The organism is Pseudomonas sp. GL_139_B, from assembly GCF_057834475.1.
Map to the genome: position 1 here is coordinate 2,943,820 of NZ_CM174403.1, position 22,183 is coordinate 2,966,002.

22 protein-coding genes are annotated in these 22,183 nt (G+C 58.8%); 2 read left to right on the plus strand and 20 right to left on the minus strand.

What is annotated here, in order from left to right:
* Positions 1–223: 223 nt before the first annotated feature.
* From AC3ISI_RS13485 to AC3ISI_RS13510, 6 genes are all read right to left on the minus strand, one after another.
* Complete coding sequence (locus AC3ISI_RS13485) at positions 224–583, minus strand: hypothetical protein (protein ID WP_489337401.1); 360 nt, start codon at positions 581–583, stop codon at positions 224–226.
* A gap of 239 nt (positions 584–822) precedes the next feature.
* Positions 823–2,187 (minus strand): purine-cytosine permease family protein, encoded by a 1,365-nt coding sequence (locus AC3ISI_RS13490; protein ID WP_489337402.1) that lies wholly within the window; start codon positions 2,185–2,187, stop codon positions 823–825.
* A gap of 5 nt (positions 2,188–2,192) precedes the next feature.
* Positions 2,193–2,870, minus strand: a complete 678-nt coding sequence (locus AC3ISI_RS13495; RefSeq protein ID WP_489337403.1) for a cysteine hydrolase family protein — start codon at positions 2,868–2,870, stop codon at positions 2,193–2,195.
* A gap of 91 nt (positions 2,871–2,961) precedes the next feature.
* Positions 2,962–3,114, minus strand: coding sequence for a hypothetical protein (locus AC3ISI_RS13500; protein ID WP_489337404.1), 153 nt, complete (start codon positions 3,112–3,114; stop codon positions 2,962–2,964).
* A gap of 123 nt (positions 3,115–3,237) precedes the next feature.
* Positions 3,238–4,281, minus strand: coding sequence for an LLM class flavin-dependent oxidoreductase (locus AC3ISI_RS13505; protein ID WP_489337405.1), 1,044 nt, complete (start codon positions 4,279–4,281; stop codon positions 3,238–3,240).
* A gap of 105 nt (positions 4,282–4,386) precedes the next feature.
* On the minus strand, positions 4,387–4,872 hold the full coding sequence (locus AC3ISI_RS13510) for a flavin reductase family protein (RefSeq protein ID WP_489337406.1): 486 nt from the start codon (positions 4,870–4,872) through the stop codon (positions 4,387–4,389).
* A 322-nt stretch (positions 4,873–5,194) separates the two neighbouring features.
* Between AC3ISI_RS13510 and AC3ISI_RS13515 the strand changes: the two genes are divergently transcribed.
* Positions 5,195–6,601 (plus strand): purine-cytosine permease family protein, encoded by a 1,407-nt coding sequence (locus AC3ISI_RS13515; protein ID WP_489337407.1) that lies wholly within the window; start codon positions 5,195–5,197, stop codon positions 6,599–6,601.
* A 921-nt stretch (positions 6,602–7,522) separates the two neighbouring features.
* On the opposite strand, the gene AC3ISI_RS13520 is transcribed toward AC3ISI_RS13515, so the two are convergent.
* From AC3ISI_RS13520 to ribBA, 5 genes are all read right to left on the minus strand, one after another.
* A complete protein-coding gene (locus AC3ISI_RS13520; protein ID WP_489337408.1) occupies positions 7,523–8,677 on the minus strand; it encodes an ABC transporter ATP-binding protein in 1,155 nt (384 codons plus the stop codon).
* 17 nt (positions 8,678–8,694) lie between these two features.
* A complete protein-coding gene (locus AC3ISI_RS13525) occupies positions 8,695–9,504 on the minus strand; it encodes an ABC transporter permease (protein WP_223521529.1) in 810 nt (269 codons plus the stop codon).
* A 6-nt stretch (positions 9,505–9,510) separates the two neighbouring features.
* Positions 9,511–10,455, minus strand: a complete 945-nt coding sequence (locus AC3ISI_RS13530) for an ABC transporter permease (RefSeq protein WP_477790199.1) — start codon at positions 10,453–10,455, stop codon at positions 9,511–9,513.
* Positions 10,452–11,477 carry an ABC transporter substrate-binding protein gene (locus AC3ISI_RS13535; RefSeq protein ID WP_489337409.1) on the minus strand — a complete coding sequence of 342 codons (1,026 nt, stop codon included), beginning with the start codon at positions 11,475–11,477 and terminating at the stop codon, positions 10,452–10,454. Before AC3ISI_RS13535 ends, AC3ISI_RS13530 begins: the two co-directional genes overlap by 4 nt.
* Before the next feature lie 341 nt (positions 11,478–11,818).
* On the minus strand, positions 11,819–12,928 hold the full coding sequence (ribBA, locus tag AC3ISI_RS13540; protein WP_489337411.1) for a bifunctional 3,4-dihydroxy-2-butanone-4-phosphate synthase/GTP cyclohydrolase II: 1,110 nt from the start codon (positions 12,926–12,928) through the stop codon (positions 11,819–11,821).
* A gap of 71 nt (positions 12,929–12,999) precedes the next feature.
* Here ribBA and AC3ISI_RS13545 point away from each other — a divergent pair, with 71 nt between their 5' ends.
* On the plus strand, positions 13,000–13,296 hold the full coding sequence (locus AC3ISI_RS13545) for a DUF1330 domain-containing protein (RefSeq protein ID WP_489337413.1): 297 nt from the start codon (positions 13,000–13,002) through the stop codon (positions 13,294–13,296).
* Positions 13,297–13,406: 110 nt separating this feature from the next.
* Here the strand turns inward: AC3ISI_RS13545 and AC3ISI_RS13550 are convergent, their stop codons facing one another.
* The 9 genes from AC3ISI_RS13550 to AC3ISI_RS13590 form a co-directional block, all read right to left on the minus strand.
* Positions 13,407–13,970 carry an NUDIX hydrolase gene (locus tag AC3ISI_RS13550; RefSeq protein ID WP_223521535.1) on the minus strand — a complete coding sequence of 188 codons (564 nt, stop codon included), beginning with the start codon at positions 13,968–13,970 and terminating at the stop codon, positions 13,407–13,409.
* Positions 13,971–13,972: 2 nt separating this feature from the next.
* On the minus strand, positions 13,973–14,725 hold the full coding sequence (locus tag AC3ISI_RS13555; protein WP_452626468.1) for a GntR family transcriptional regulator: 753 nt from the start codon (positions 14,723–14,725) through the stop codon (positions 13,973–13,975).
* Positions 14,726–14,812: 87 nt separating this feature from the next.
* Positions 14,813–15,202: a carboxymuconolactone decarboxylase family protein gene (locus AC3ISI_RS13560; protein WP_489337414.1), complete on the minus strand. Its 390-nt coding sequence runs from the start codon at positions 15,200–15,202 to the stop codon at positions 14,813–14,815.
* Between the two features lie 122 nt (positions 15,203–15,324).
* Complete coding sequence (locus AC3ISI_RS13565; protein ID WP_489337415.1) at positions 15,325–16,776, minus strand: NAD-dependent succinate-semialdehyde dehydrogenase; 1,452 nt, start codon at positions 16,774–16,776, stop codon at positions 15,325–15,327.
* Between the two features lie 115 nt (positions 16,777–16,891).
* Positions 16,892–17,377: a flavin reductase family protein gene (locus AC3ISI_RS13570; protein ID WP_477790193.1), complete on the minus strand. Its 486-nt coding sequence runs from the start codon at positions 17,375–17,377 to the stop codon at positions 16,892–16,894.
* 12 nt (positions 17,378–17,389) lie between these two features.
* Positions 17,390–18,871: an aldehyde dehydrogenase gene (locus AC3ISI_RS13575; protein WP_489337416.1), complete on the minus strand. Its 1,482-nt coding sequence runs from the start codon at positions 18,869–18,871 to the stop codon at positions 17,390–17,392.
* Positions 18,868–19,701 (minus strand): alpha/beta fold hydrolase, encoded by an 834-nt coding sequence (locus tag AC3ISI_RS13580; protein ID WP_489337418.1) that lies wholly within the window; start codon positions 19,699–19,701, stop codon positions 18,868–18,870. Before AC3ISI_RS13580 ends, AC3ISI_RS13575 begins: the two co-directional genes overlap by 4 nt.
* A 43-nt stretch (positions 19,702–19,744) precedes the next feature.
* On the minus strand, positions 19,745–20,335 hold the full coding sequence (locus tag AC3ISI_RS13585; protein WP_489337419.1) for an amino acid synthesis family protein: 591 nt from the start codon (positions 20,333–20,335) through the stop codon (positions 19,745–19,747).
* A gap of 322 nt (positions 20,336–20,657) precedes the next feature.
* Positions 20,658–21,995, minus strand: a complete 1,338-nt coding sequence (locus tag AC3ISI_RS13590) for an MFS transporter (protein WP_489337421.1) — start codon at positions 21,993–21,995, stop codon at positions 20,658–20,660.
* Positions 21,996–22,183 lie beyond the last annotated feature (188 nt).

Below are 22,183 nucleotides of genomic sequence, written 5' to 3' on the forward strand. Positions count from 1 at the left end.
GATTTTGTAGCTAATAAAAAACCCTCAGGAATTTGGTTTTCTATCGCTATCAATCAACCTGTTTCTTGTCCGCATCTGTACCTGATGATTTCAAGTTAAAGGCGTGACTGTAAAGTAGCACGACGGTCTGGTCGTCGCTCATTACGGTGCCAACGCTGCGATGCTCGGTCATAGCCCTCATCACTGACGAGTAGAAACCCGGGTCCAGGATGTTTTTGAGCATTTAAACCGATGGCTCGTCGCACTGGCGAAATCGTTGGGCGCGCTCGACGGTGTGGGTCATCTGGGCAGATGCGTGAACGGTCAAGGGATGCTGGGTAAAACCGGGTCGGGGGGAAATGTAATCGGCCATTTCTCTGGCAACGGCGAGTTGACGTTCCGAGCCTTCGGCCAGCAGCGCGATGACCAGGTTTTCCAGGGCAATGACGCGGACACGCAAGTGAACCAGTTCGGCGTTGGTCAGCGCGGGCGGGGCGGTAAACGCATCGCCCTCGATGGATGTTGCAGCGGCTTGATCGTCCCATGTCGACAAAGGTGGAGGGGCGGGTGTCTCTGGGTTCGGGAAAGGATTTTTATTGAGCATGAGCAACGTCTCCAAGGCTGTTCAGACCTGAACAGCTTAGCCCCTGAATCGCGATGGGGAAGGGTAGTTGCTCGATGTCGATATCTTGATATCAATCAAGGATGGCTTTACGCAGAAGCTGTAGGGTGGAAAAACGCCTCGGGGCTGGATCTGGCCGAGCACAACGAGCGTGCCTACAACCATTAAGGTGGCCTGAAACAGTGCAACGCCGGCCCAGGGCCGGCGTTGTTGTTTCACGATTACTGCGACGCTGGATTCAACGCCGGCGCTCGCTTGCCGAGTTTCATCAGCCAGTAGTAACTCAAGGCCGGCACCAGCAAGCCGACCAGCCAGGCCAGGTCGACACCGTCCAGCGCCGTGGCCACCGGGCCAACGTACAACGTGGTGTTCATGAACGGAACCTCAAGGGCAATCGCCAGCAGGAAACTGCCGCAGGCGATCCAGTTGACCCTTCCATAAATCCCGTTGAGGTCGAAGATGTCTTCGATCTGGTACTGGCCTTTGCGCAGGCAGTAGTAGTCCACCAGATTGATTGCCGTCCAGGGGATCAGGAAGTAGCTCATGAAGAAAATGAAGTTGAGAAAGAAGCTGATGAAGTCGTCCTGACTGATCGTGCACAGCGCGGTCGCCACCAGGCTGATCACCAGCATGAACAGGCCACGCACCCGCGGTGTCACCTTGAGCCGGGCGAAAGGTTCGATCACGGTGATGGTCGACATGAATGCCCCGTACAGGTTGAACACGTTGATCGACACCTGGCCATAGACAATGAAGGCGAACAGCAGGATAGCGCCGCTGCCGAACAACCCAACGACGTGGCCGCCGACGTTGCTGGAAAAGTCGCCGATGCCGACGCTCAGGATTGCCCCGAGAATCATCATCCACGCACCGCCACTGACCGTCCCGGCGTAGCTGTACCAAAACACCTGAGCGGTCGGCGTGCTGCTTGGCAGGTAGCGTGAATAGTCAGCGACATAAGGCGCATAGGACAACTGCCAAGTCACGGCAATGCTCACCGCCACCAGAAACTTCGACAGTGAAAACCCTGTTGGCAGCCATTGTTCGGCAGGTATCGACAGCTGCAAGGCAAACAGCGTGGCGGCTGCAAACACCAGCAGCGAAAGGATCGAGAGCAGCTTTTGCAAACGGTGAATCAGCCGATAGCCGTACAGCGCAACGACGAAGCACAAGGCACCGATCAGGTAGATGTTGCCGCTGGCCGGCAACGGGCTGACGGACTCCAGCGCCTGGGCGGCGAGCAAGGTGTTGCTGACGAAGAAACCGAGGTAGATCAGCATCACGAACAACAGCGGCAATACGGCGCCCAACACGCCGAACTGGGCGCGGCTCTGGATCATCTGCGGGATGCCCAGCTTCGGGCCCTGGGCTGAGTGGGACGCCATGAAAACCGCCCCCATCAGCGAGCCGATGATGATTGCCAGCGCGCTCCAGAACAGGTTGAGCCCCATCACCACCGGCAACACGCCGGAAGCGATGGTGGTGATGTTCATGTTGGCGCCGAACCAGATATAGAACAGCGAAGCGGGACGACCATGGCGTTCGGTTTCGGGGATGAAATCGATGCTTCTTTTTTCCACTTGCATGGCGATTACTCCTGAGTCCGAACGAGATGGGCTTGCAGACGGGCAATGGTGCCTGGCAGCTCATGGGGCTGATGGGCAAACATGTCCGGGTGCTCGGGATTCAGGCTGACATAATCGAGTTTTTGCAGGGCGCGCTGACATTCGGAGCTGGTGAGAATTTCCAAGGAATAGACCCAATTGGCCATGATCAGCAATGCCGAATAATGCCCCGCCAGGGTGGTCGTGGTGCAGGCGTCGCTGACTAGCCGAACGTGATAACCCAGCGCAAAGGCATCGAACACGCTGCTCAGTACGCAGACATCAGTCAACATACCGCAGATGACCAAGGTGTCGACTTCCAGCGTCTTGAGCTGTGTATCGAGGTAGGTGCGGTGAAAGGCACTGTAGCGGCCCTTGTCGATGATGAGTTCACCCGGCTGAGGCGCCAGCTGTTCGATGATTTCCACTTGCCGGGTGCCGGCGCGATAGCTACTGGGGCCGCCGTCGCTGGACCGGGGTTCACCGCGCGGCAGGTCAATGCCGTCGGCCCGGTTGATATGGCGGGTATAAATGACAGGCGTCCGCTGACTGCGGGCGGTTTCGAGCAGGGCTGCGGTATGGGCAATCACTGGGTCGAGGTTTTCCAGGACGAAACCGTCCTCCTGCTGCATGTCGATGATCAACAGCGCGTTTTTATTGTTCATTGAGCAAACCTGATCAAAGGCGAAACACGATGCACCGTTATTCGCCGTGAGAGGGCGAGGTATCGGTGCGTGAATTCCAGTTCGGGTGGGCTCAGTGAACTAACTGCCAGAAGCCATTCTGCTTGGCTGAAACACTGGCGCGCAGGCGCTTGAAATGCAGGTGCGAAGCGGTCCATTCACCGCGCAGATAAGCCCGCGCGGCACCGCAGGGAAGGGCGATTGATTGGAGACGACCATTGAACATGGGAATCGACCCTTGTGGGAGCGAGCCTGCTCGCGAAAACGCCCGGACAACGCGGTTATTCAGGCGCAGCACGTTATCGTTGACATCCATCGCGAGCAGGCTCGCTCCCACAGCGCAGAGAACTCAGCGGAACGCCGGGACCACGTGTTTGATAAACAGCTCCAGGGACTTTTTCTTCTCTGCGTGCGGCAGGCTGTTGTCGCACCAAAAGCTGAATTCGTCGACGCCCAGTTCCTGGTAGTACTTGATACGCGGAATGATTTCTTCCGGGGTGCCGATCATGGCGGTCTTGTGCAGGCTCTCCAGTTCGAACTCTGGACGGCCGGCGAATTTCTCCTCGGGGCTCGGCGCCAGGAAGCCGTTGACCGGCGTTTCCTTGTTACCGAACCAGGCATCGAAGGTGCGGTAGAACCTGGCGATCGCCTTGGCCCCGACTTTCCAGCCTTCAACATCATCAACCGAGTGGACATGGGTGTGACGCAGCACCATCAACTGTGGGCGCGGCACGTCCGGGTTGTTGTCCAGGGCGGTCTGGAATTTGTTCTTCAGGTCGAGGACTTCTTCGTCGCCCTTCATCAGCGGCGTGACCATGACGTTGCAGCCGTTGGCCACGGCGAAATTGTGCGAGTCCGGGTCGCGAGCGGCGATCCACATCGGCGGATTAGGCTTCTGGATTGGCTTCGGCACGCTGGTGGACGTCGGGAATTTCCAGATGTCGCCATTGTGGGCGTAGTCGCCTTGCCACAATGCTCGAACCACCGGAACCATTTCCCGCAGCGCCTGACCACCGGAAGAAGCAGGCATGCCGCCGGCCATCCGGTCGAACTCAACCTGGTACGCGCCACGGGCCAGGCCGACTTCCATGCGACCGTTGCTGATCACGTCCAGCAATGCGCATTCACCGGCGACCCGCAACGGGTGCCAGAACGGCGCGATGATGGTACCGGCGCCCAGGTGAATGGTGGTGGTCTTGGCAGCCAGGTAGGCCAACAAAGGCATGGGGCTTGGCGAGATGGTGTATTCCATGGCGTGGTGTTCGCCGATCCAGACGGTGCTGAAACCGCCGGCCTCGGCCATCAGGGTCAGTTCGGTCAAGTCTTCGAACAACTGGCGGTGGCTGACGCTTTCGTCCCAACGTTCCATGTGTACGAACAAGGAAAACTTCATGACGCTACCTCGGATCTATTGTTGTCGGCCTGTCGACTGCGGGCCTGATGGTTATTGGTATACCATAATACGCAATTTGCGCAAATTATTTCCGGATCAGCTGACTCATGCAAGTACGGGCAGGGCGCCCATCTTGCCGTGGCAATACACCAATGGTCCGGTGTTTTGCTGTGGCACGATCAGGTTCTTCACGGCACCCACCATGATCGCGTGATCGCCGCCTTCATATTCGCGCCACAATTCGCACTCGATGACCGCCGTAGCGTTGGCCAAAATGGGGTTGCCCAGTTCACTCAAGGTCCATTCGATACCTTGCGCCTTGTCTTTGCCTTTTCGCGCGAAAGCATAGGCTTCGCTTTGCTGGCCGCCGGAAAGCAGGTGAATGGCAAAGCGTTTGTTCTTGATCAGTACGGGGTAGGAGTCGGAACTGTAGTTCGGGCAGAACAGCACCAGGGCCGGGTCCATGGACAGCGAGCTGAAGGCGCTTGCAGTCAGGCCGACGATTTGACCGTCGTCATCCAGCGTGGTGATCACCGTTACGCCGGACGGGAACGAGCCCATGACTTGTTTGTAAATGGCGGCATCGATCATTGGACGGTCCTCGGGTGGTGAAACGTGTTTTTATCGGTTTGTAGGTCTGATGGTATACCGTAATACATCGTTTGCAAGTGCTTTTTCTGTGGACCGATAAACGTACACCTTTGGTCTAAAGGTCAGCATTTACGGGGGTTTAAGCTAGGAAGCCTGTGCACTTGTACGGCAGGATTGCGGATCAGATGGATGCGCAAAGACCGAATCAGTCTTGTGAAAATATTGGAATACCATAATATGGTCCGCATCTGAGGGGTGCCAAGATGCGCCCCCGGTTTGGCTTCATACAAAGATAAGAACAGACAAACTTGAGTTCATGCATATGTCCCAGATGTCCCGGCAAGACCCGTTGATCGAGAATCACACGGTCGATTACGTTCCACTCGCAGAGCGCCACGGGAAGGCCCGCGATCTTTTCACCTTATGGTTCAGCACCAACATTGCACCGTTGCCTATCGTTACGGGTGCCATGGTGGTTCAGGTGTTCCATCTCGATCTGTTCTGGGGGCTGCTGGCGATAGCGCTGGGGCACATGGTCGGCGGACTGGTAATTGCCCTCGCATCGGCGCAGGGACCGCGCATGGGAATTCCGCAAATGGTGCAGAGCCGCGGCCAGTTCGGGCGCTATGGTGCGCTGCTGATCGTGTTCTTTGCGGCCCTGATCTACGTCGGTTTCTTCATTTCCAACATCGTGCTGGCCGGCAAATCGATTGTCGGAATCGCACCCTCAGTCCCGGTCCCCGCCAGCATCCTCATTGGCGCCCTCAGCGCTACGGCGATCGGGGTGATCGGTTATCGCTTCATTCACACCCTGAACCGCATCGGCACTTGGGTCATGGGCAGTGCCTTGCTTGCGGGTTTCCTCTACATCTTCGCCCATGACCTGCCGGCGGATTTCTTTACCCGCGGCGGGTTTAACCTGTCGGGCTGGTTGGCCACGGTGTCTCTGGGGATCATCTGGCAGATCAGCTTCTCGCCTTATGTGTCGGACTACTCGCGCTACCTGCCGGCCGATATCGGCATCGCCCGTCCGTTCTTTGCCACTTATCTGGGCGCAACCCTGGGCACGATCCTGTCGTTTACCTTCGGCGCGGTGGCGGTACTGGCGACCCCTGAAGGCACCGAAGCCATGGCGGCGGTGAAGCAATCTACCGGGTGGCTGGGGCCGATTCTGATGGTGCTGTTTCTGCTCAATATCATCAGTCACAACGCCTTGAATCTGTATGGCGCGGTACTGTCGATCATTACCTCGATCCAGACCTTCGCCAGTCAGTGGACGCCCAGCATCAAGGTTCGTGTGGTGTTGTCGAGTGTGGTGTTGGCAGGTTGCTGTGTGGTGGCGCTGGGGGCGTCTGCAGATTTCATTTCGCAGTTCATCGGACTCATCCTCGCACTGCTGCTGGTGCTGGTTCCATGGGCTTCGATCAACTTGATCGACTTCTATGTGATCAAGCGCGGGTGTTATGACATCGCCTCGATCTTCCGTGCGGATGGCGGGATTTATGGGCGGTTCAATTGGCATGCAATCGTGGCGTATTTCATCGGAATCATTGTGCAGTTGCCGTTTGCCAATACGTCGCTGTATGTGGGGCCGTATGCCAATCTGGTTGAGGGGGCGGATCTGTCGTGGTTGGTGGGGTTGGTAGTGACTTGTCCGCTCTACTATTGCCTGGCTACGCGAGGGCAGGCTCGGGAGAGCAGGATTGCTCGGTTTGGTTTTACCGACTGACTTTTGATCGCTGGTGTTTGTCTGGAATGCTCGGCTTTTTGCCGGGCATTTTTGTTTTTGCGGTAAGCGGCGCGTACATATCCATTCATGTGGTAACGGCCACTTATGGTTTCGCTCTTACAGCGAGTCACTTAGAAAAGCCCCAAGTAACCAAGGGCTCTTGCCCCTTTCGTTCGGTGCCTCGCCCAGGCTCGGCATGCCCTCGCTCCGGTCCTGCTCCGTGGGCCCGCCGCCATCGGCCATCCATGGCCGGGGGCGGCTAACCCGGCATCCATGCCGGGTTGCCCACTGCGCAGAACCTCCACTCGGCCTCTCGAGGGGGCGTGCACCGCAAAAGCTAAAGCGAGGCGGCCGACCGGCCGGCCTGACCGGGAAGCTATACGCGTCTTCTGTAGGAGCCCGGCTTGCCGGCGATGGCGGCAGTTCAGTCGACTTCGAAGCGCCTGACCCACCGCCTTCGCCGGCAAGCCGGGCTCCTACAGGTATGCGTTTTCCACAGTCTGATGTACGGCCGAGCTTCTGCTCTGGCTTTTGCTTTTGCTTTTGATTTTGATCTTGCTCTGCCTGCCCCTTTCCCAGAGGCCGAACGCAGGCGTTGCGCAGGGGGCACCGCGGCAAGGATGCCGCGGTAGCCGCCCCCGGCCATGGATGGCCGATGGCGGCGGGCCCCCGGAGCAATGCCGGAGTGAGGGCATGCCGAGCCTGGGCGAGGCACCGAATGGAGGGGCAAAGCCTTTTGGTTCCTTTTCGGCGTTTGGAAAAGGGACTCGCTGTAAGAGCGAAACCGCCAGCGGCCGTTACCGCAGAAACGGATATGTACGCTAACTAAACAGACAAAAAAAAAGGGCCACCACAACCCGACGTTGCGGCGACCCGAGGGTGGCACTTAACTAGCAGCCCACTGGCGTGAACATCAAAAAATCAATGCGCCCCGGCAGCCTTGTTCAAATCGCTCTCAGCCCATTCGGTATAAACGCAGGCATCCGCAGTAGCCCAGCGCACACGCACCGGATCACCTGCTTTCATTGGCATGCCAGCCGCTGAAAGTGCCTTGACCGTCATCGACGTACCGCCCGAGGTCACTACGCTGCAAGTCTGGCTTTCGCCCAGGAACAACACCTCCACAACTTTGGCCGAGACTTCATTCCAGCCCGCAGCCAGCGGTTCCTGAGCGGCTTGTTCGATACTCAGTGCCAACGCCTTTTCCGGGCGCACCATCAGCAACACAGCCTGATTGGTTTGCAGGCCGGCAGTCAGGCGGATCGACAGCGATTGCCCTTCAAACGAAGCCACCGCGTTGCCCTGAGCCTTAAGTTTCAGGAAGTTCGAGTTACCGAGGAACGAGGCGACGAATGCATTCGGCGGGTTCTGGTACAAGTCATAGCCGGTGCCCAGGCCGACAATCTTGCCGTGACTGAAAATCGCGATGCGTTGGGACAAACGCATGGCTTCTTCCTGGTCGTGGGTCACATAGACAATGGTGATGCCCAAGCGCCGATGCAGTTGGCGCAGTTCATCCTGCAAGTCTTCGCGCAGCTTTTTATCCAGCGCACCAAGGGGTTCATCCATCAACAGAATACGTGGCTCATAGACCAGCGCCCGGGCGATGGCGACGCGTTGTTGCTGCCCCCCGGAGAGTTGCGAAGGGCGGCGATGGGCGAATTGTTCCAGTTGCACCAGCTTGAGCATTGCATCGACCCGACGTTCACGTTCCGCTGTGGCCAATTTGCGAATCGCCAATGGGAAGGCGATGTTGTCGCGCACCGACAGATGCGGGAACAACGAGTAGCGCTGAAACACCATGCCGATGTCACGCTTGTGTGGCGGCACGTTGACCAGCGATTGGCCATTGACCAGGATCTCGCCGCTGCTCGGTGTTTCGAAACCGGCCAGCATCGACAGGGTGGTACTTTTGCCGGAGCCGCTGGAGCCGAGGAAGGTGAGGAATTCACCGTCCTTGATGTCCAGCGAGATGTTGTCCACGGCGGCAAAGTCGCCGTAGTGCTTGTTCAGGTTGCGCAGGCTTACCAGCGGCTGGTCGTTCTGTTGAGCGGAATCTTTAATCACTGCACTCATGTCGTACTCCTGCGCGCTCAGGCGCTGATTTCATTGCGCCGGCGCAGTGCGGCGGCGATCACCATGACCAATACCGAGAGGCCGATCAGCAACGTCGAGGCGACGGCGATCACGGGCGTCAGGTCCTGGCGCAGGGTGGTCCACATTTTCACGGGAAGGGTTTGCAGGGTCGGGCTGGCCATCATCACGCTCAACACCACTTCATCCCATGAGACGAGGAAGGCGAAGAGGGCGCCGGCCACCATGCCGGGACGAATAGCCGGAAAGGTCACTTTGAACACCGCTTGGAGACGTGATGCACCGCAGATCACAGCGGCATCCTCGATCGACTGGTCGAACAGCTTCAGCGAGTTGATGATCGAAATGATGGTGAACGGCAATGCAACGATGACGTGGCTGACCACGAAAGCGAACATCGTCCCGGTGTAGCCCAGCTTAAGGAACAGTGCGTACACCGCCACGGCGATGATCACCAAGGGTACGATCATCGGCAGGGTGAACAGGCCGTAGAGCATTTCCCGGCCAGGGAAACGGCCGCGCACCAGGGCAAATGCAGTGGGCAGGCCCAGGGCCACGGCGAAGAACGTCGTCAGCACCGCGACCTTGAGGCTGGCCATTGCAGCGTTCATCCAGTCGGCGTTGGAGAAGAACTGGCCGTACCATTTCAGCGTCCAGCCGGGTGGCGGGAACACCAGCCATTGCGACGATCCGAACGACAGCAGCACGATGAACACAATCGGCAGTAAAAGGAACAGACCGATCAGCCCGGTGGTGAAGTACAGGCCGAAGCGCATCCGACGGCTCATCGCATTAGGGGTCAGGAGCATGACGGCTTACCTCGCGTTGCTGGCGCCAACCGGGGATTCCGGTTGAAGCTTCAGGTAGAAGTAGAACAACACCAGCGTAATGACGATCAACAACGCGGCACCGGCGCTCGCCAGACCCCAATTGAGGAACGACTGCACCTGTTGAATGATGAACTCGGGCAGCATCATGTTCTGTGCACCGCCCAGCAGCGCCGGGGTGACGTAGTAACCCAGAGACATCACAAACACCATCAGCCCACCGGAGAACAGGCCAGGCCGGCACAGCGGCAGGAACACCCGGAAGAAGTTGGTCCAGGGACTGGCACCGCAGATCGAGCCGGCTTGCAGAATCATCGGGTCGATAGCCTGCATGGTCGCCTGCAGCGGCAGTACGATGAACGGGATCATGATGTAGCTCATTCCGATCACCACGCCGGTGAGGTTATGCACCATTTCAAGCGGCTGATCGATGATGCCCATCGCCATCAACGCCTTGTTGATGACCCCCGAAGCTTGCAGCAGCACAAGCCAGGAGTAGGTACGGGCAAGGAGGCTGGTCCACATCGACAACAACACGATGTTGAGAATCCAGCGACCCCAGCCACGCGGTACCAACGTAATCGCCCAGGCCAGCGGGAAACCCAGCAGCAAGCTGAACAGTGTCACCAGGCCGGCCACCGAGAAGGTGTTGAGCAGTACCCTGGCATACGCCGAGTTGGCGAACAGTTGTTCGTAGTTGCCCAGCCCCGGCACCGGTTCAAGCACGCCACGCAGCAGCAGGCCAATCAACGGCGCCAGAAAGAACAGACCGAGGAACAGCAGGGCGGGGATCAGGTTGCTCGAACCACGCCAGCGTTGTGCCAAAGTCGGGGATTGCCTCATCACAGCCGCCTTGCCGAGGGCCGGGCCGGCAGCGTCATTGACGCTACCGGTTGCAGTGGGTTGACGGGACGCGGTTACCGTCATTTTCATTTGACCAGCCATTCGTTCCACCGTGTCGCGATGGCAGGACCGTTTTTGGCCCAATACGCGAAATCAAGAGTGATCTGATCCTTAGCGTAGGCAGTCGGCAGGTTAGGTGCCAAAGCAGAATCCAGGAGCGCGACGCTGTCGACGTTGACCGGCGCGTAGGCGGTCAGGTTGGAGAAGTCGGCCTGGCCCTTGGCACTGCTGGCGTTAGCCAGGAACTTCATCGCTGCGTCCTTGTTTTTCGAACCTTTGGGAATGACCAGGATGTCGGCCATGACCAGGTTCTGTTTCCAGCTCACGCCGACAGGGGCGCCGTCTTCTTGCAGGGCGTGAATGCGACCGTTCCAGAATTGACCCATGCTCGCTTCGCCGGAGGCCAGCAACTGTTGCGACTGAGCGCCGCCGCCCCACCAGACGATGTCTTTCTTGATGGTGTCGAGTTTCTTGAAGGCCCGATCCAGGTCTAGTGGATAGAGTTTGTCCGCGGCGACGCCGTCAGCCAGCAGCGCCAGTTCCAGCACGCCTGGGCTTGGCCATTTATAGAGTGCGCGTTTACCGGGGTAGGTCTTGGTGTCGAATAGCGCGGACCAATCCTGGGGCTTGTTGGCGCCGAGCTTGCTTTCGTTGTAGCCGAGGACGAAGGAGAAGAAGAACGAGCCGACGCCGTGATCGGAGACGAACCGCGGGTCGATTTTGTTCCGTTCAATGACTTTGAAATCGAGGGGTTCGAGCAGGCCTTCGGAGGCGGCGCGCAAGGCGAAGTCTGCTTCGACATCAACCACGTCCCACTGCACGTTGCCGCTTTCGACCATGGCTTTGAGTTTGCCATAGTCGGTAGGTCCATCCTGGACCACGGTGATGCTGCTGGCCTTGCTGAACGGATCGGCCCAGGCTTGCTTTTGCGCATCCTGAGTGCTGCCGCCCCAGCTGACAAAGTTGACGCTTTCAGCCGCCATCAACGCCTGGCTGGTCACGCTCAGCAGTCCCGCAAAAAGAACCGCGGTCGCACGTTTGTTCAACACCATTTTCACGCCCTCATTGTTGTGTTTATGAGCGGGGCTTTGGATGCCCGCCTATCGGGAGCAGTAGGTCCATCGAGTCAGTTCTGGCTGTCCGGTCTATGGAATATCATATTATGGTATTCCAAACTTTGTGCAAGCACTTTGCCGTACCGGCTATCAGGCAAAACATGCTTTTTTTGTTCGGCGAGGGCATTGCCCAACCGAACTCGAATCCAGAGGACGACTTGCCCTTTGAAGGCGCTGGCTTGCCAGCGATGGATTCACAAACACCGCGTTTATCCGGCAAACACGCGTTATCGTTGACGACCTTCGCTGGCAAGCCAGCTCCTACAGGGGGTCACCATTCACTGGGTGAACGGGATGCTTTCTACGACTTCCAGGTCGTACCCGGTCAAACCCGCATATTTGAGCGGTGGCCCGAGATGACGCAATTTGCCCACGCCAAGGTCTTGCAGGATCTGCGCCCCAGTCCCCACTTCAGAATAGATGCGTGACTGCGAACGGCTGAACTGGCGAGGCGGCTGCGTGAGTTGCGGCACGCGCTCAAGCAGTGCCTGCGACGACTCATGGTTGGCCAACACCACCACCACGCCACGACCTTCTTCGGCAATCCGCTGCAACGCGGCCCATAGCGTCCAGTTGGACGGGCCGCTGTACTCGGCGCCGACGAGATCGCGCAATGGGTCGATCACATGCACACGCACCAGCGTCGCTTCATCGCGGCGCAAGTCGCCCATCACCATAGCCATGTGGACACCGCCTTCAATGCGATCTTCAAAGGTGATCAGACGAAAGGTGCCGTGCACGGTCGGCAGCTCGCGTTCACCGATGCGCACCACGGTGTGTTCGGTGCTCAGACGGTAGTGAATCAGGTCGGCGATGGTGCCAATCTTGATGCCGTGCTTGCGAGCGAACACTTCCAGGTCCGGACGACGGGCCATCGTGCCGTCATCGTTCATGACTTCGACGATCACCGAGGCCGGCGTGAAGCCTGCCAGGCGTGCCAGGTCGCAGCCGGCCTCGGTATGTCCGGCGCGGGTCAGCACGCCACCTTCCTTGGCGCGTAACGGAAAGATGTGACCCGGTTGCACCAGATCGGCGGGCCCGGCATTCGGGGCAACCGCCGCCTCAACGGTCCGCGCCCGGTCCGCCGCGGAGATGCCGGTAGTCACTCCGGTGGCGGCCTCGATAGACACCGTGAACGCGGTGCTGAACACACTGCCGTTACTCGGAACCATCTGCTCCAGGCCCAGGCGTTGGCAGTGGTCGTCGGTCAACGTCAGGCAGATCAGGCCACGCGCCTCACGGGCCATGAAGCTGATGGCTTGGGCAGTGCAGCAGTCAGCTGCCAGCAGCAGGTCGCCTTCGTTTTCCCGGTCCTCGTCATCGACCAGCAGCACCATTTTGCCTTGGCGATAGTCTTCGATAATTTCTTCGATCGTGTTGAAGGCCATGTCGGGAATCTCAGTGTTTGATGGAAATGCATATTGGTATACCATAATACAAAATCAACCGAGAGGTCACTATGAAGGCGTACTGGATTGCTCACGTGGATGTCACCGACCCCGATCAATACAGCCAATACACCCAGCGGGCACCGAAGGCATTTGCCCAATATGGCGGGCGATTGCTGGCGCGCGGCGGGCGCAGTGAGGCGATGGAAGGTCGGCCGACGCCACAACGCAGCGTGGTGATCGAATTTGACTCTTATGAACAGGCGTTGGCCTGCTATCGGTCAGATCTGTATCAGGAGGCGAAAGGGCATCGCGAGGGTGTGGCTCGGGCCGAGGTGATTATTGTCGAGGGTGTAGCGCCAGCATGAAAAACGCCACTAACCCTGTAGGAGCCGGCTTGCCGGCGAAGGCGCCCGCAAGACCAACGCAATGCTCAAGGACGCCTTCGCTGGCAAGCCAGCTCCTACAGGGGATTTCGCTAGCGGATGAAATGAATCTTGCCGCTGTCGTCGTTGCCGATGTAGATGCCATAGACGCCAGCCTGCCGTTCCTCGATGTAGCGCTCGAGAATCTGCCGGATTGCCGGGTAATAGATGCTGTCCCAAGGGATGTCCTCGGGCGCAAAGAATTTGTAGTCGAGGGTTTCCGGCCCGAACTGACCGGTGATTTCCAGGGCGATGGCGCGGAAGATGATGTACACCTCGCTGATCTTCGGCACGCTGAAGATCGAGTAGGGCGAGAGGATTTCGCCCCGCACGCCACTCTCTTCCCAGACTTCGCGCAACGCTGCCTGCTCGGTAGTTTCGCCAGCTTCCATGAAGCCCGCTGGTAGCGTCCAGGTGCCGGGGCGCGGCGGGATCGCGCGTTGGCACAGCAAATACTTGCCGTCCTGCTCGATGATGCACCCGGCAATGATTTTCGGATTGATGTAGTGGATGTAGCCACAACTGCGGCACATCAGGCGCTCGTGCGTATCGCCCGGCGGTTGCTGCTGACCGAGGTCATTGCCGCCGCACTTTGGACAAAAGCTCGGGCTGAACATGATTAGCGACCTATGCGCGGTTCTTTGAGCGCGATGGGCTGGGTGATCTCGGGGATCGCCCCGGTCTCATCCTGCTTGCGCTTGAGGTAATCGAGGGCGACAGTGGCGGCGGCGCGGACATGGTCGACGCAAGCCTGGTGAGCGGCCAGAGGATCACCGCTCTTGATCGCCTCGACCATGCGTTCCATTTCCTGGTTGCTGGCGCCACGACGGTTTTCCTGGGACACCGACGTCGCGCGCAGGTAGCTGATGCGTGCCTGAAGCTGACGCAGCTGAGTGGCCGCGACGTGGTTGCCGGAGCCTTCGAGCAGTACGTCGTAGAAACCTTGCACGGAGTCGATGACTTGTTGCAGTTCGCCTTCCTTAAGCGACTGGCGGTTTTCCTCCAGGGCTTTTTCCAGGGCCTTGATGTCCTTGGCTTTGGCGCGCAGGGTGAACAGCTGAACGATCAGCCCTTCGAGCACGCAACGCAGCTCATAGATATCGACGGCATCGGCCAGGGTAATGATCGCCACCCGTGGGCCCTTAGCGTCGGCGAATTCCACCAGACCTTCGGATTCCAGATGACGCAATGCTTCGCGCACGGAGGTACGGCTGACGCCCAGGCGATCGCACAGATCGCGTTCGACCAGACGGTCTCCCGGCAGAAGCTGGAAGTTCATGATGGCGCTTCGCAGTTTATCCAGCACGATTTCGCGCAGGGTAACGGGGTTGCGATTGACCTTGAAGCTGTCGTCGAGTGGCAGGCGTTTCATGGGGTCCGCTCTGAATGTGGCTGTCCATGCAAAAAGAGCACTTCGATCCTTTGGATCATCCGTACTCATTCAATCAAACAGCCAAGGTTAACTGGAGGCCTCGGCATCGGCTTCGGCGAACGCTTCACGGGCGAGCCGGAAACTGTCGACGGCAGCGGGTACACCGCAATATATGCCGACCTGAAGCAGAATTTCGCGTATTTGCTCACGACTCAGGCCGTTACGCAAGGCACCGCGTACATGCAGCTTGAGTTCGTGAGGCCGGTTGAGGGCCGAGATCATGGCCAGGTTGATCATGCTGCGCTCTTTGAGCGACAAACCCTCACGACCCCAGACGTGGCCCCAGCAGTACTCGGTGACCATTTCCTGCAACGGACGGGTGAAGTCGTCAGCATTCTCGATGGAGCGTTTCACATAGGCTTCACCCAGCACCCGGGTGCGGATCTGCAAGCCTTTTTCGTACTTCTCGTTGCTCATTTCGCTTATCTCCGTGGGGCACGGAATCAATGCTGTTCTGTAGGAGCCCGGCTTGCCGGCGAAGGCGTCCGCAAGAGAGCCATCGCCGGCAAGCCGGGCTCCTACAATTTGACCAACATGACCTAGAGCCCGCCCATCAGGGTGTATTTAAGTTCAAGGTAGTCTTCGATGCCGTACTTGGAACCTTCGCGGCCCAGCCCCGAGGATTTGATCCCGCCAAAAGGCGCGACCTCAGTGGAAATCAGCCCTTCGTTGATCCCGACCATGCCGTATTCCAAGGCTTCACTCATGCGCCATGCCCGACCCAGATCACGGGTGTAACAGTAGGCGGCCAGACCGAACTCGGTGTCGTTGGCCATTTGGATCGCTTCGGCTTCGCTGTCGAAGCGAAACACGGCTGCCAACGGGCCAAAGGTTTCTTCCTGGGCGACTTTCATCGCGCATGTCACGCCGGCCAGCACTGTTGGCTGGAAGAAGCCATGGCCCAATGCGTGACGCTCACCACCACAAAGCAACTGCGCACCTTGCGCCAGTGCGTCTTGCACATGGTCTTCAACCTTGGCCACGGCGCGGTCGTTGATCAGTGGGCCTTGATTGACCCCGGCATCGAAACCGCTGCCGACGTTGAGTTGCAAAACCCGTTCGGCCAACCGCGTGACGAAGGCGTCGTGAATACCGTCCTGCACCAGGAAGCGATTGACACAGACACAGGTCTGGCCGGCATTGCGAAACTTGGCGATCAGCGCGCCTTCTACGGCGCGTTCCAGGTCTGCATCATCGAAGACAATGAAGGGCGCGTTGCCGCCCAGTTCCAGCGAGACTTTTTTCAGCGTCGGCGCACACTGCGCCATCAACAATTTGCCGATGCCAGTGGAGCCGGTGAACGACAGCTTGCGCACCAAGGGGCTGGCGGTCAGCTCGCCGCCGATGGCGACAGCGTCTCCGGTAATCACGTTGAAGATACCCGCAGGGATGCCGGCCTGTTCGGCCAGTTCAGCCATGGCCAATGCCGAAAACGGGGTTTCCGGCGCCGGTTTGACGATGCATGGACAACCCGCAGCCAGTGCTGGACCGGCCTTGCGAGTGATCATCGCCGCAGGGAAATTCCATGGCGTGATCGCCGCGACGACACCAATCGGCTCTTTGCTGACGACGATGCGCGCATCGCCCTTGTGGCTTGGAATGGTGTCGCCGTAAATGCGTTTGGCTTCTTCGGCAAACCACTCGATAAAACTGGCAGCATAGAGAATTTCCCCCTTGGCTTCGGCCAGGGGCTTGCCCTGTTCCAGGGTGAGGATTTCGGCGAGGGCATCGGCGTTTTCCAGCATCAGGGCATGCCAGCGCTTGAGTGTGTTGCTGCGTTCCTTGGCGGTCAGGGCACGCCAGGCCGGCCAGGCCTTGTTGGCGGCGACGATGGCCTGCCGAGCGTGCTCGGCGCCAAGGTTCGGTACGCTACCGATGAGTTCACCGGTAGCCGGGTTGAAGATGTCCTGTCGCGCACCATCGGGCGCATCCAGCCATTGGCCATTGATGTATGCCTGTTGGCGGAACAGTTGCGTGGCTGTTGGGCTCATGGCGGCTCCTGGAGAAAAGAGTGATCACCTGTAGGAGCCCGGCTTGCCGGCGAAGGCGTCCTCAGGTACGCCTTCGCCGGCAAGCCGGGCTCCTACAGGGTTTTGTGTGAAGCCATCAAGCCAGGGCGGGCAGGGGACCCAGCTTGCCCTTGTGATAGATCATCGGTGTCACGGGTTGCTCGGGAAGAATCAGGTTCTTCACGGCGCCGACGATGATGGCGTGATCACCGCCATCGTATTCGCGCCACAGTTCGCACTCGATGATCGCGGTGGCTTTGAGCAGCAGCGGGTTGCCCAACTCGCTCAGGTGCCAGTCGATGCCGCTGGCCTTATCCTTGCCTTTTCCGGCAAAGGCATAGGCTTCGGCGGTCTGGTCGGCGGACAGTAAATGAATCGCGAACTGCTTGCTGTCGCGCAACACCGGGTAGGTGTCGGAAGCGTAATTGGGGCAGAACAGCACCAGTGCCGGGTCTATCGACAGTGCACTGAAGGCGCTGGCGGTAATGCCGACGATTCCGCCGTCCGGGTCCAGGGTGGTCACTATCGTGACGCCTGACGGAAACGAGCTCATAACGTCTTTGTAAATGCCAGGTTCGATCATTTCTCAGGACTCCTAACGCATCACGAACGGATCAGGCATCGGTGCCTGGGAGAGGTTGATCCACACCGTTTTGAGCTCGGTGTAGGCCAGCACCGAATCGATGCCGCTTTCGCGTCCATAGCCGCTGTTTTTGAAACCGCCGATTGGCGCCATAGCCGACACTGCGCGGTAGGTGTTGACCCAAATGATCCCCGAGCGCACGTCTCGGGCCAGGCGATGGGCACGGCCCAGGTCGCGGGTCCAGATACCGGCGGCGAGGCCGAACTGCGAGTCGTTGGCGATCGCCAGGGCTTCGGCTTCGTCCTTGAAACGAATGACTGAAGCCACCGGACCGAAAACTTCTTCCTGCATGATTTTCATCGAGTTGCTATCGCACTCGAACAGCGTCGGCTCATAGAACCAACCGTCACCGAGATTGGCCGGACGCTTGCCGCCCAGGCGCAGTTTCGCGCCTTCGGCAATGGCATCAGCCACCAGACCTTCAACCACTGCCAGTTGCTGCGCGGTGGCCATCGGGCCCATTTCGCTGCTGTCTTCCTGCGGGTTACCGATGCGGATGCGCTGGGCGCGTTCCACCAGGCGGCCGACGAATTCATCGTAGATTTCGTCTTGCACCAACAGTCGCGAACCGGAGACACAGCTTTGTCCGGAAGCGGCATAGATCCCGGCGATCGCGCCGTTGATCGCGCTGTCGAGGTCAGCATCGGCGAAAATAATGTTCGGCGATTTGCCGCCCAGTTCCAGCGACAGCTTGGCGAAGTTTTCGGCGCTGCTGCGCACGACATGCCGCGCTGTAGCTGCACCGCCGGTGAACGCGATTTTGCGAACCAGCGGATGGCGGGTGAGGGCAGCGCCGGTGCTTGGACCGTAACCGGTGACGACGTTGACCACGCCCGGAGGAATGCCGGCTTCCAGCGCTAGGCGCGCCAGTTCGAGAATGGTCGCCGAGGCATGCTCGGACGGCTTGATCACGATGGTGTTGCCTGCCGCGAGGGCCGGGGCGAGTTTGATCGCGGTCAGGTACAACGGGCTGTTCCACGGGATGATCGCGGCGACCACGCCCATGGCCTCGTGCACGGTGTAGGCAAACAGGTCCGGCTTGTCCAGTGGCAGTGTGCCGCCTTCCAGTTTGTCAGCCAGGCCTGCGGTGTAATGAAAAAATTCCGGCAAATAGCCGACCTGGCCGCGTGTCTCGCGAATCAGCTTGCCGTTGTCGCGGCTTTCCAACTGCGCCAGTTGTTCCTTGTTTTCGGCGATCAGATCGCCCAGTCGGCGAAGCAGTTTACCGCGAGCAGTGGCGGTGAGGCCTCGCCAGGCCGGACTCTCGAAGGCAGTCTGCGCAGCCTTTACTGCGCGCTCGACGTCAGCTTCGTCGGCATCAGGCAATTCAGCCCAGGCTTGTGCCAAGGCCGGGTTCAGGCTTTCAAAGGTCTTGCCGGACAGGGCATCGACCCATTCACCGCCGATGCACATCTGGAAGCGTGCGAGTGTCATGCAACGATCCCCTTTATATGGTTTTGTCGGGAGTGCGCGGTGTCGAGAAACTCCAGCAACAGCTGGTTGACCAGGCGCGGCGATTCTACGGGCATCATATGCCGCTGTTCGGCGAGCACGGCAACGGTCGCGCCGGGAATGCGCTGGGCCAATTGCTCAGCCATTTCCGGTGTCGATCCTGGATCCAGCTCGCCGGTTGCAATCAATGTCGGCACCTGGATGCTGGCCAGATCCTCGGCACGGTACATGTCTTGGGTTGCAAACAATTCATAGGTGGTCAAGTAACCCTGGGGATCATTGCCCGCCAGTGTCTGGCGGATCGCAGCGATCTGCGCAGGATTGGCTGCCTGGTATTCACGGCTGAACCAGCGTGACAGCGCCGCCTCAGCGTTGGCGTCCGGCCCGTGTTCGGCGGCCTGACTGGTGCGGGCGATGACACCTGCACGTTGTTCAGGGCTGCGATTGAACACGCTGTTGAGCACCACCAGACTTTGCAAGCGATGCGGGTAATGCAGGGCAAAAGCCCGCGCCACCAGCCCACCCATGGAAAAACCGATCACCGCTGCCTTGGGCAATTGCAGGTGATCGAGCAACTCCAGCAACTGGTCGGCATAGCCGAGCAGGGGGGTTCCGTTTTCCGGACGAGGACTGGCGCCATGGCCCAGCATGTCGTAGGCAATGACACGGTACTTCGTGGCCAGGCCAACGATCTGGCCGCCCCACATTTCTTTATTCAGGCCCACGCCGTGGATCAAGACCACGGGCTGGCCTTGGCCGGTCGCCAGGTAACTGGTTCCAGCCGGGGTGCGTTCAGCGGTGAGCCGAATCATGGAGCGCTCCTGCATACCTTTTTGTTGTAGTGACCGACCTTTATTACTGGGCTTTTTCGGCCGCCAGTTCTTCCAGGTCGATGTAGCGGTTGCCGATGCGTGGATGCAGACGGCCGCCGTCGGCGCAGCCCAGGACCACGACGATTTCGTCGGCACGTGGTGCGTCTTCGATCTGCATTTCCAGGGTGATGTAGTGCGAACGCAGGCCTTCGTCATCCTTGTGCATCATCGGAATCTGGATCGAGGTACCCGGGCCGCCGCGCTTGTTGGTGAAGCTCAGATAGCTCTTGGCTTTAACCGCTTCGCGGTAATGGTTACCGAAGCGCAGGGTGTGGATGACGGCGGAAGCGTGTTCGATTTCACCATCGGCACCGACTACGGCTGCCTTGCCGTAAGCTTCGATCTTCTCGGCACCGCCGATGATGCCTACCAGGCGCTCAACCATAAGTGCACCGAGGTCGGAGCAGTTGGCGCGGATTTCCGGCTTGAGGTCTTCGACGAAGCCGCGACCCAGCCAAGGGTTCTTCATCACCACAGCCAGGCCAACCATGGTCACTGGCGTATTGGTGGCCTTGCCGCCTTCGATAAAGGTTTCTTCGACATAGCTGACGATCTTGCGGATTTCGAAACTCATGAGCTGCTCCGTATCAGGTTGAAAGTGTCTGTGCGTATGATGGTATACCATAATACCGGATGCGCAAGACCCTGAAATGAGTTTCTGGTCGGAAGGTGACGAAAAGAGGGGGAAGGCTGCGTCGGCGGTGTTTTCGCGGGTTGAGCCAACTGGCTGCGTGGGGTGGGTGGCTTTATTCGTTCAATCGAGGCGCCAGAAAATGAATTTGCCAGCGCAGATTTGTTGATCGCCTATTGTTCCAGTCAGGCAGAGTGGATCTGTGGATCGCTCAATAAATACTTGCACCTGTGGTGCGACGATCCACTGTCTCGGCTCGTCGTGTTCAGGCCACAGCGCTCACTCCTACGCCTTTCCCCTTCGTCGGAATGTCATGAAGGAAAATCCTTGAAGTCTCCGGTAATGCCAGTCCACCCGCCAACGCAAGCACAGCAACCGCGATTAGATAGAACGCCGGCGATAAATTGCTGCCGGTGGTACTGATTAGCCACGTAGCCACCAGAGGTGCGGTGCCGCCGAAAATGGTATAGGCCATGTTGTAGGTGATCGCCGACGCGGTGTATCGAGTACGGGTAGGGAAGGTTTCCGAGAGCAAGGCCGCAGTGACCACTCCGCACAACACCGCGCCAATCGCCAAGAGCATAACGCCGACGATGGATGCTGCGAACGAGCCGGAGCTGGCCATCAGGAACGATGGATACACGGCCAAAATTAATACAGCGCAAGCCGTCATCACCGTCACTCGACGCCCGACCCGATCCGAATACAGCCCGGCCAGCGGGCAGATCGCCGCAGCGAATAGCAACGCAATCAGTGACACCAGCAACGCTGTTGCTCGGCTCAGGCCACCCGCGACTTGTAGGTAGGTAGCGAAGTAGGTGGTGAACATATAAAACGACAGTGCCGTGACTGACACAAAAGCGCCCAGGCAACAGATAGCCGCACCATGGTTGCGCAAGGTTTCCTTCAGTGGGGAATGGGCTGCTGCACATTCCTGAGTCACCGCCTGGAATGCCGGCGTCTCATCGAGCTTCCAACGCAAGTAAAGACCCACCAGGCCCAGTGGCGCGGCAATCAGGAACGGCAAACGCCAGCCCCAGCTACCCATCGCTTCGGCCGGCAATGAAGCCTCAAGTGCGTAGGCCACCACGGCTGCCGCGGCGAAGGCGGAAAAAGTAGACACCGGAATGAAGCTGCCGTACCAGGCGCGTTTATTATGCGGTGCATGTTCCATCAGATAGGCACAGGCACCTGCGTATTCTCCCCCGGCGGAAAAGCCTTGGGCGCAACGGATCAGGGAAAGCAGAATCGGCGCCATGACCCCAATCGTGGCATAAGTGGGTAGCAGACCGATCAAGGTCGTCGCACTGGCCATCAGCAGAATCGTCATCGCAAGGGTTCGTTTGCGGCCGATCCTATCGCCCAGCATGCCGAAGAAGATCCCTCCGAGAGGCCGAAACGCAAAAGCCACGGCGAATACCGCAAAGGTCTTGAGTAGCGCGGCACTGGCGTCGCCGCTTGGGAAAAATTGCTGGGCGATGGTCGTGGCCAAAAAGCCATAGACGGCGAAGTCGAACCACTCGACGAAATTACCGATGCCGGCGGCCACAATCACCCTTTTCAGCGTTCCTGGGCTAACGTGTTCTGTCGTTGCGCTCGTCATGCTGGACCTCGAGAGTTCGTTAGTAGGCTTTCGATTATCGGGGCAGGCACCAAGGCGGCTCACTTCAAAAGTGCCATCCACATAGTCAGTACCGACCTCATTCACTTGAATTAGGCATTACTCGCGCCAGATGGGTTGCTTGCATTGCCCCTTGCCAAGTTGCAACTCATTGACATGACATTGAACGG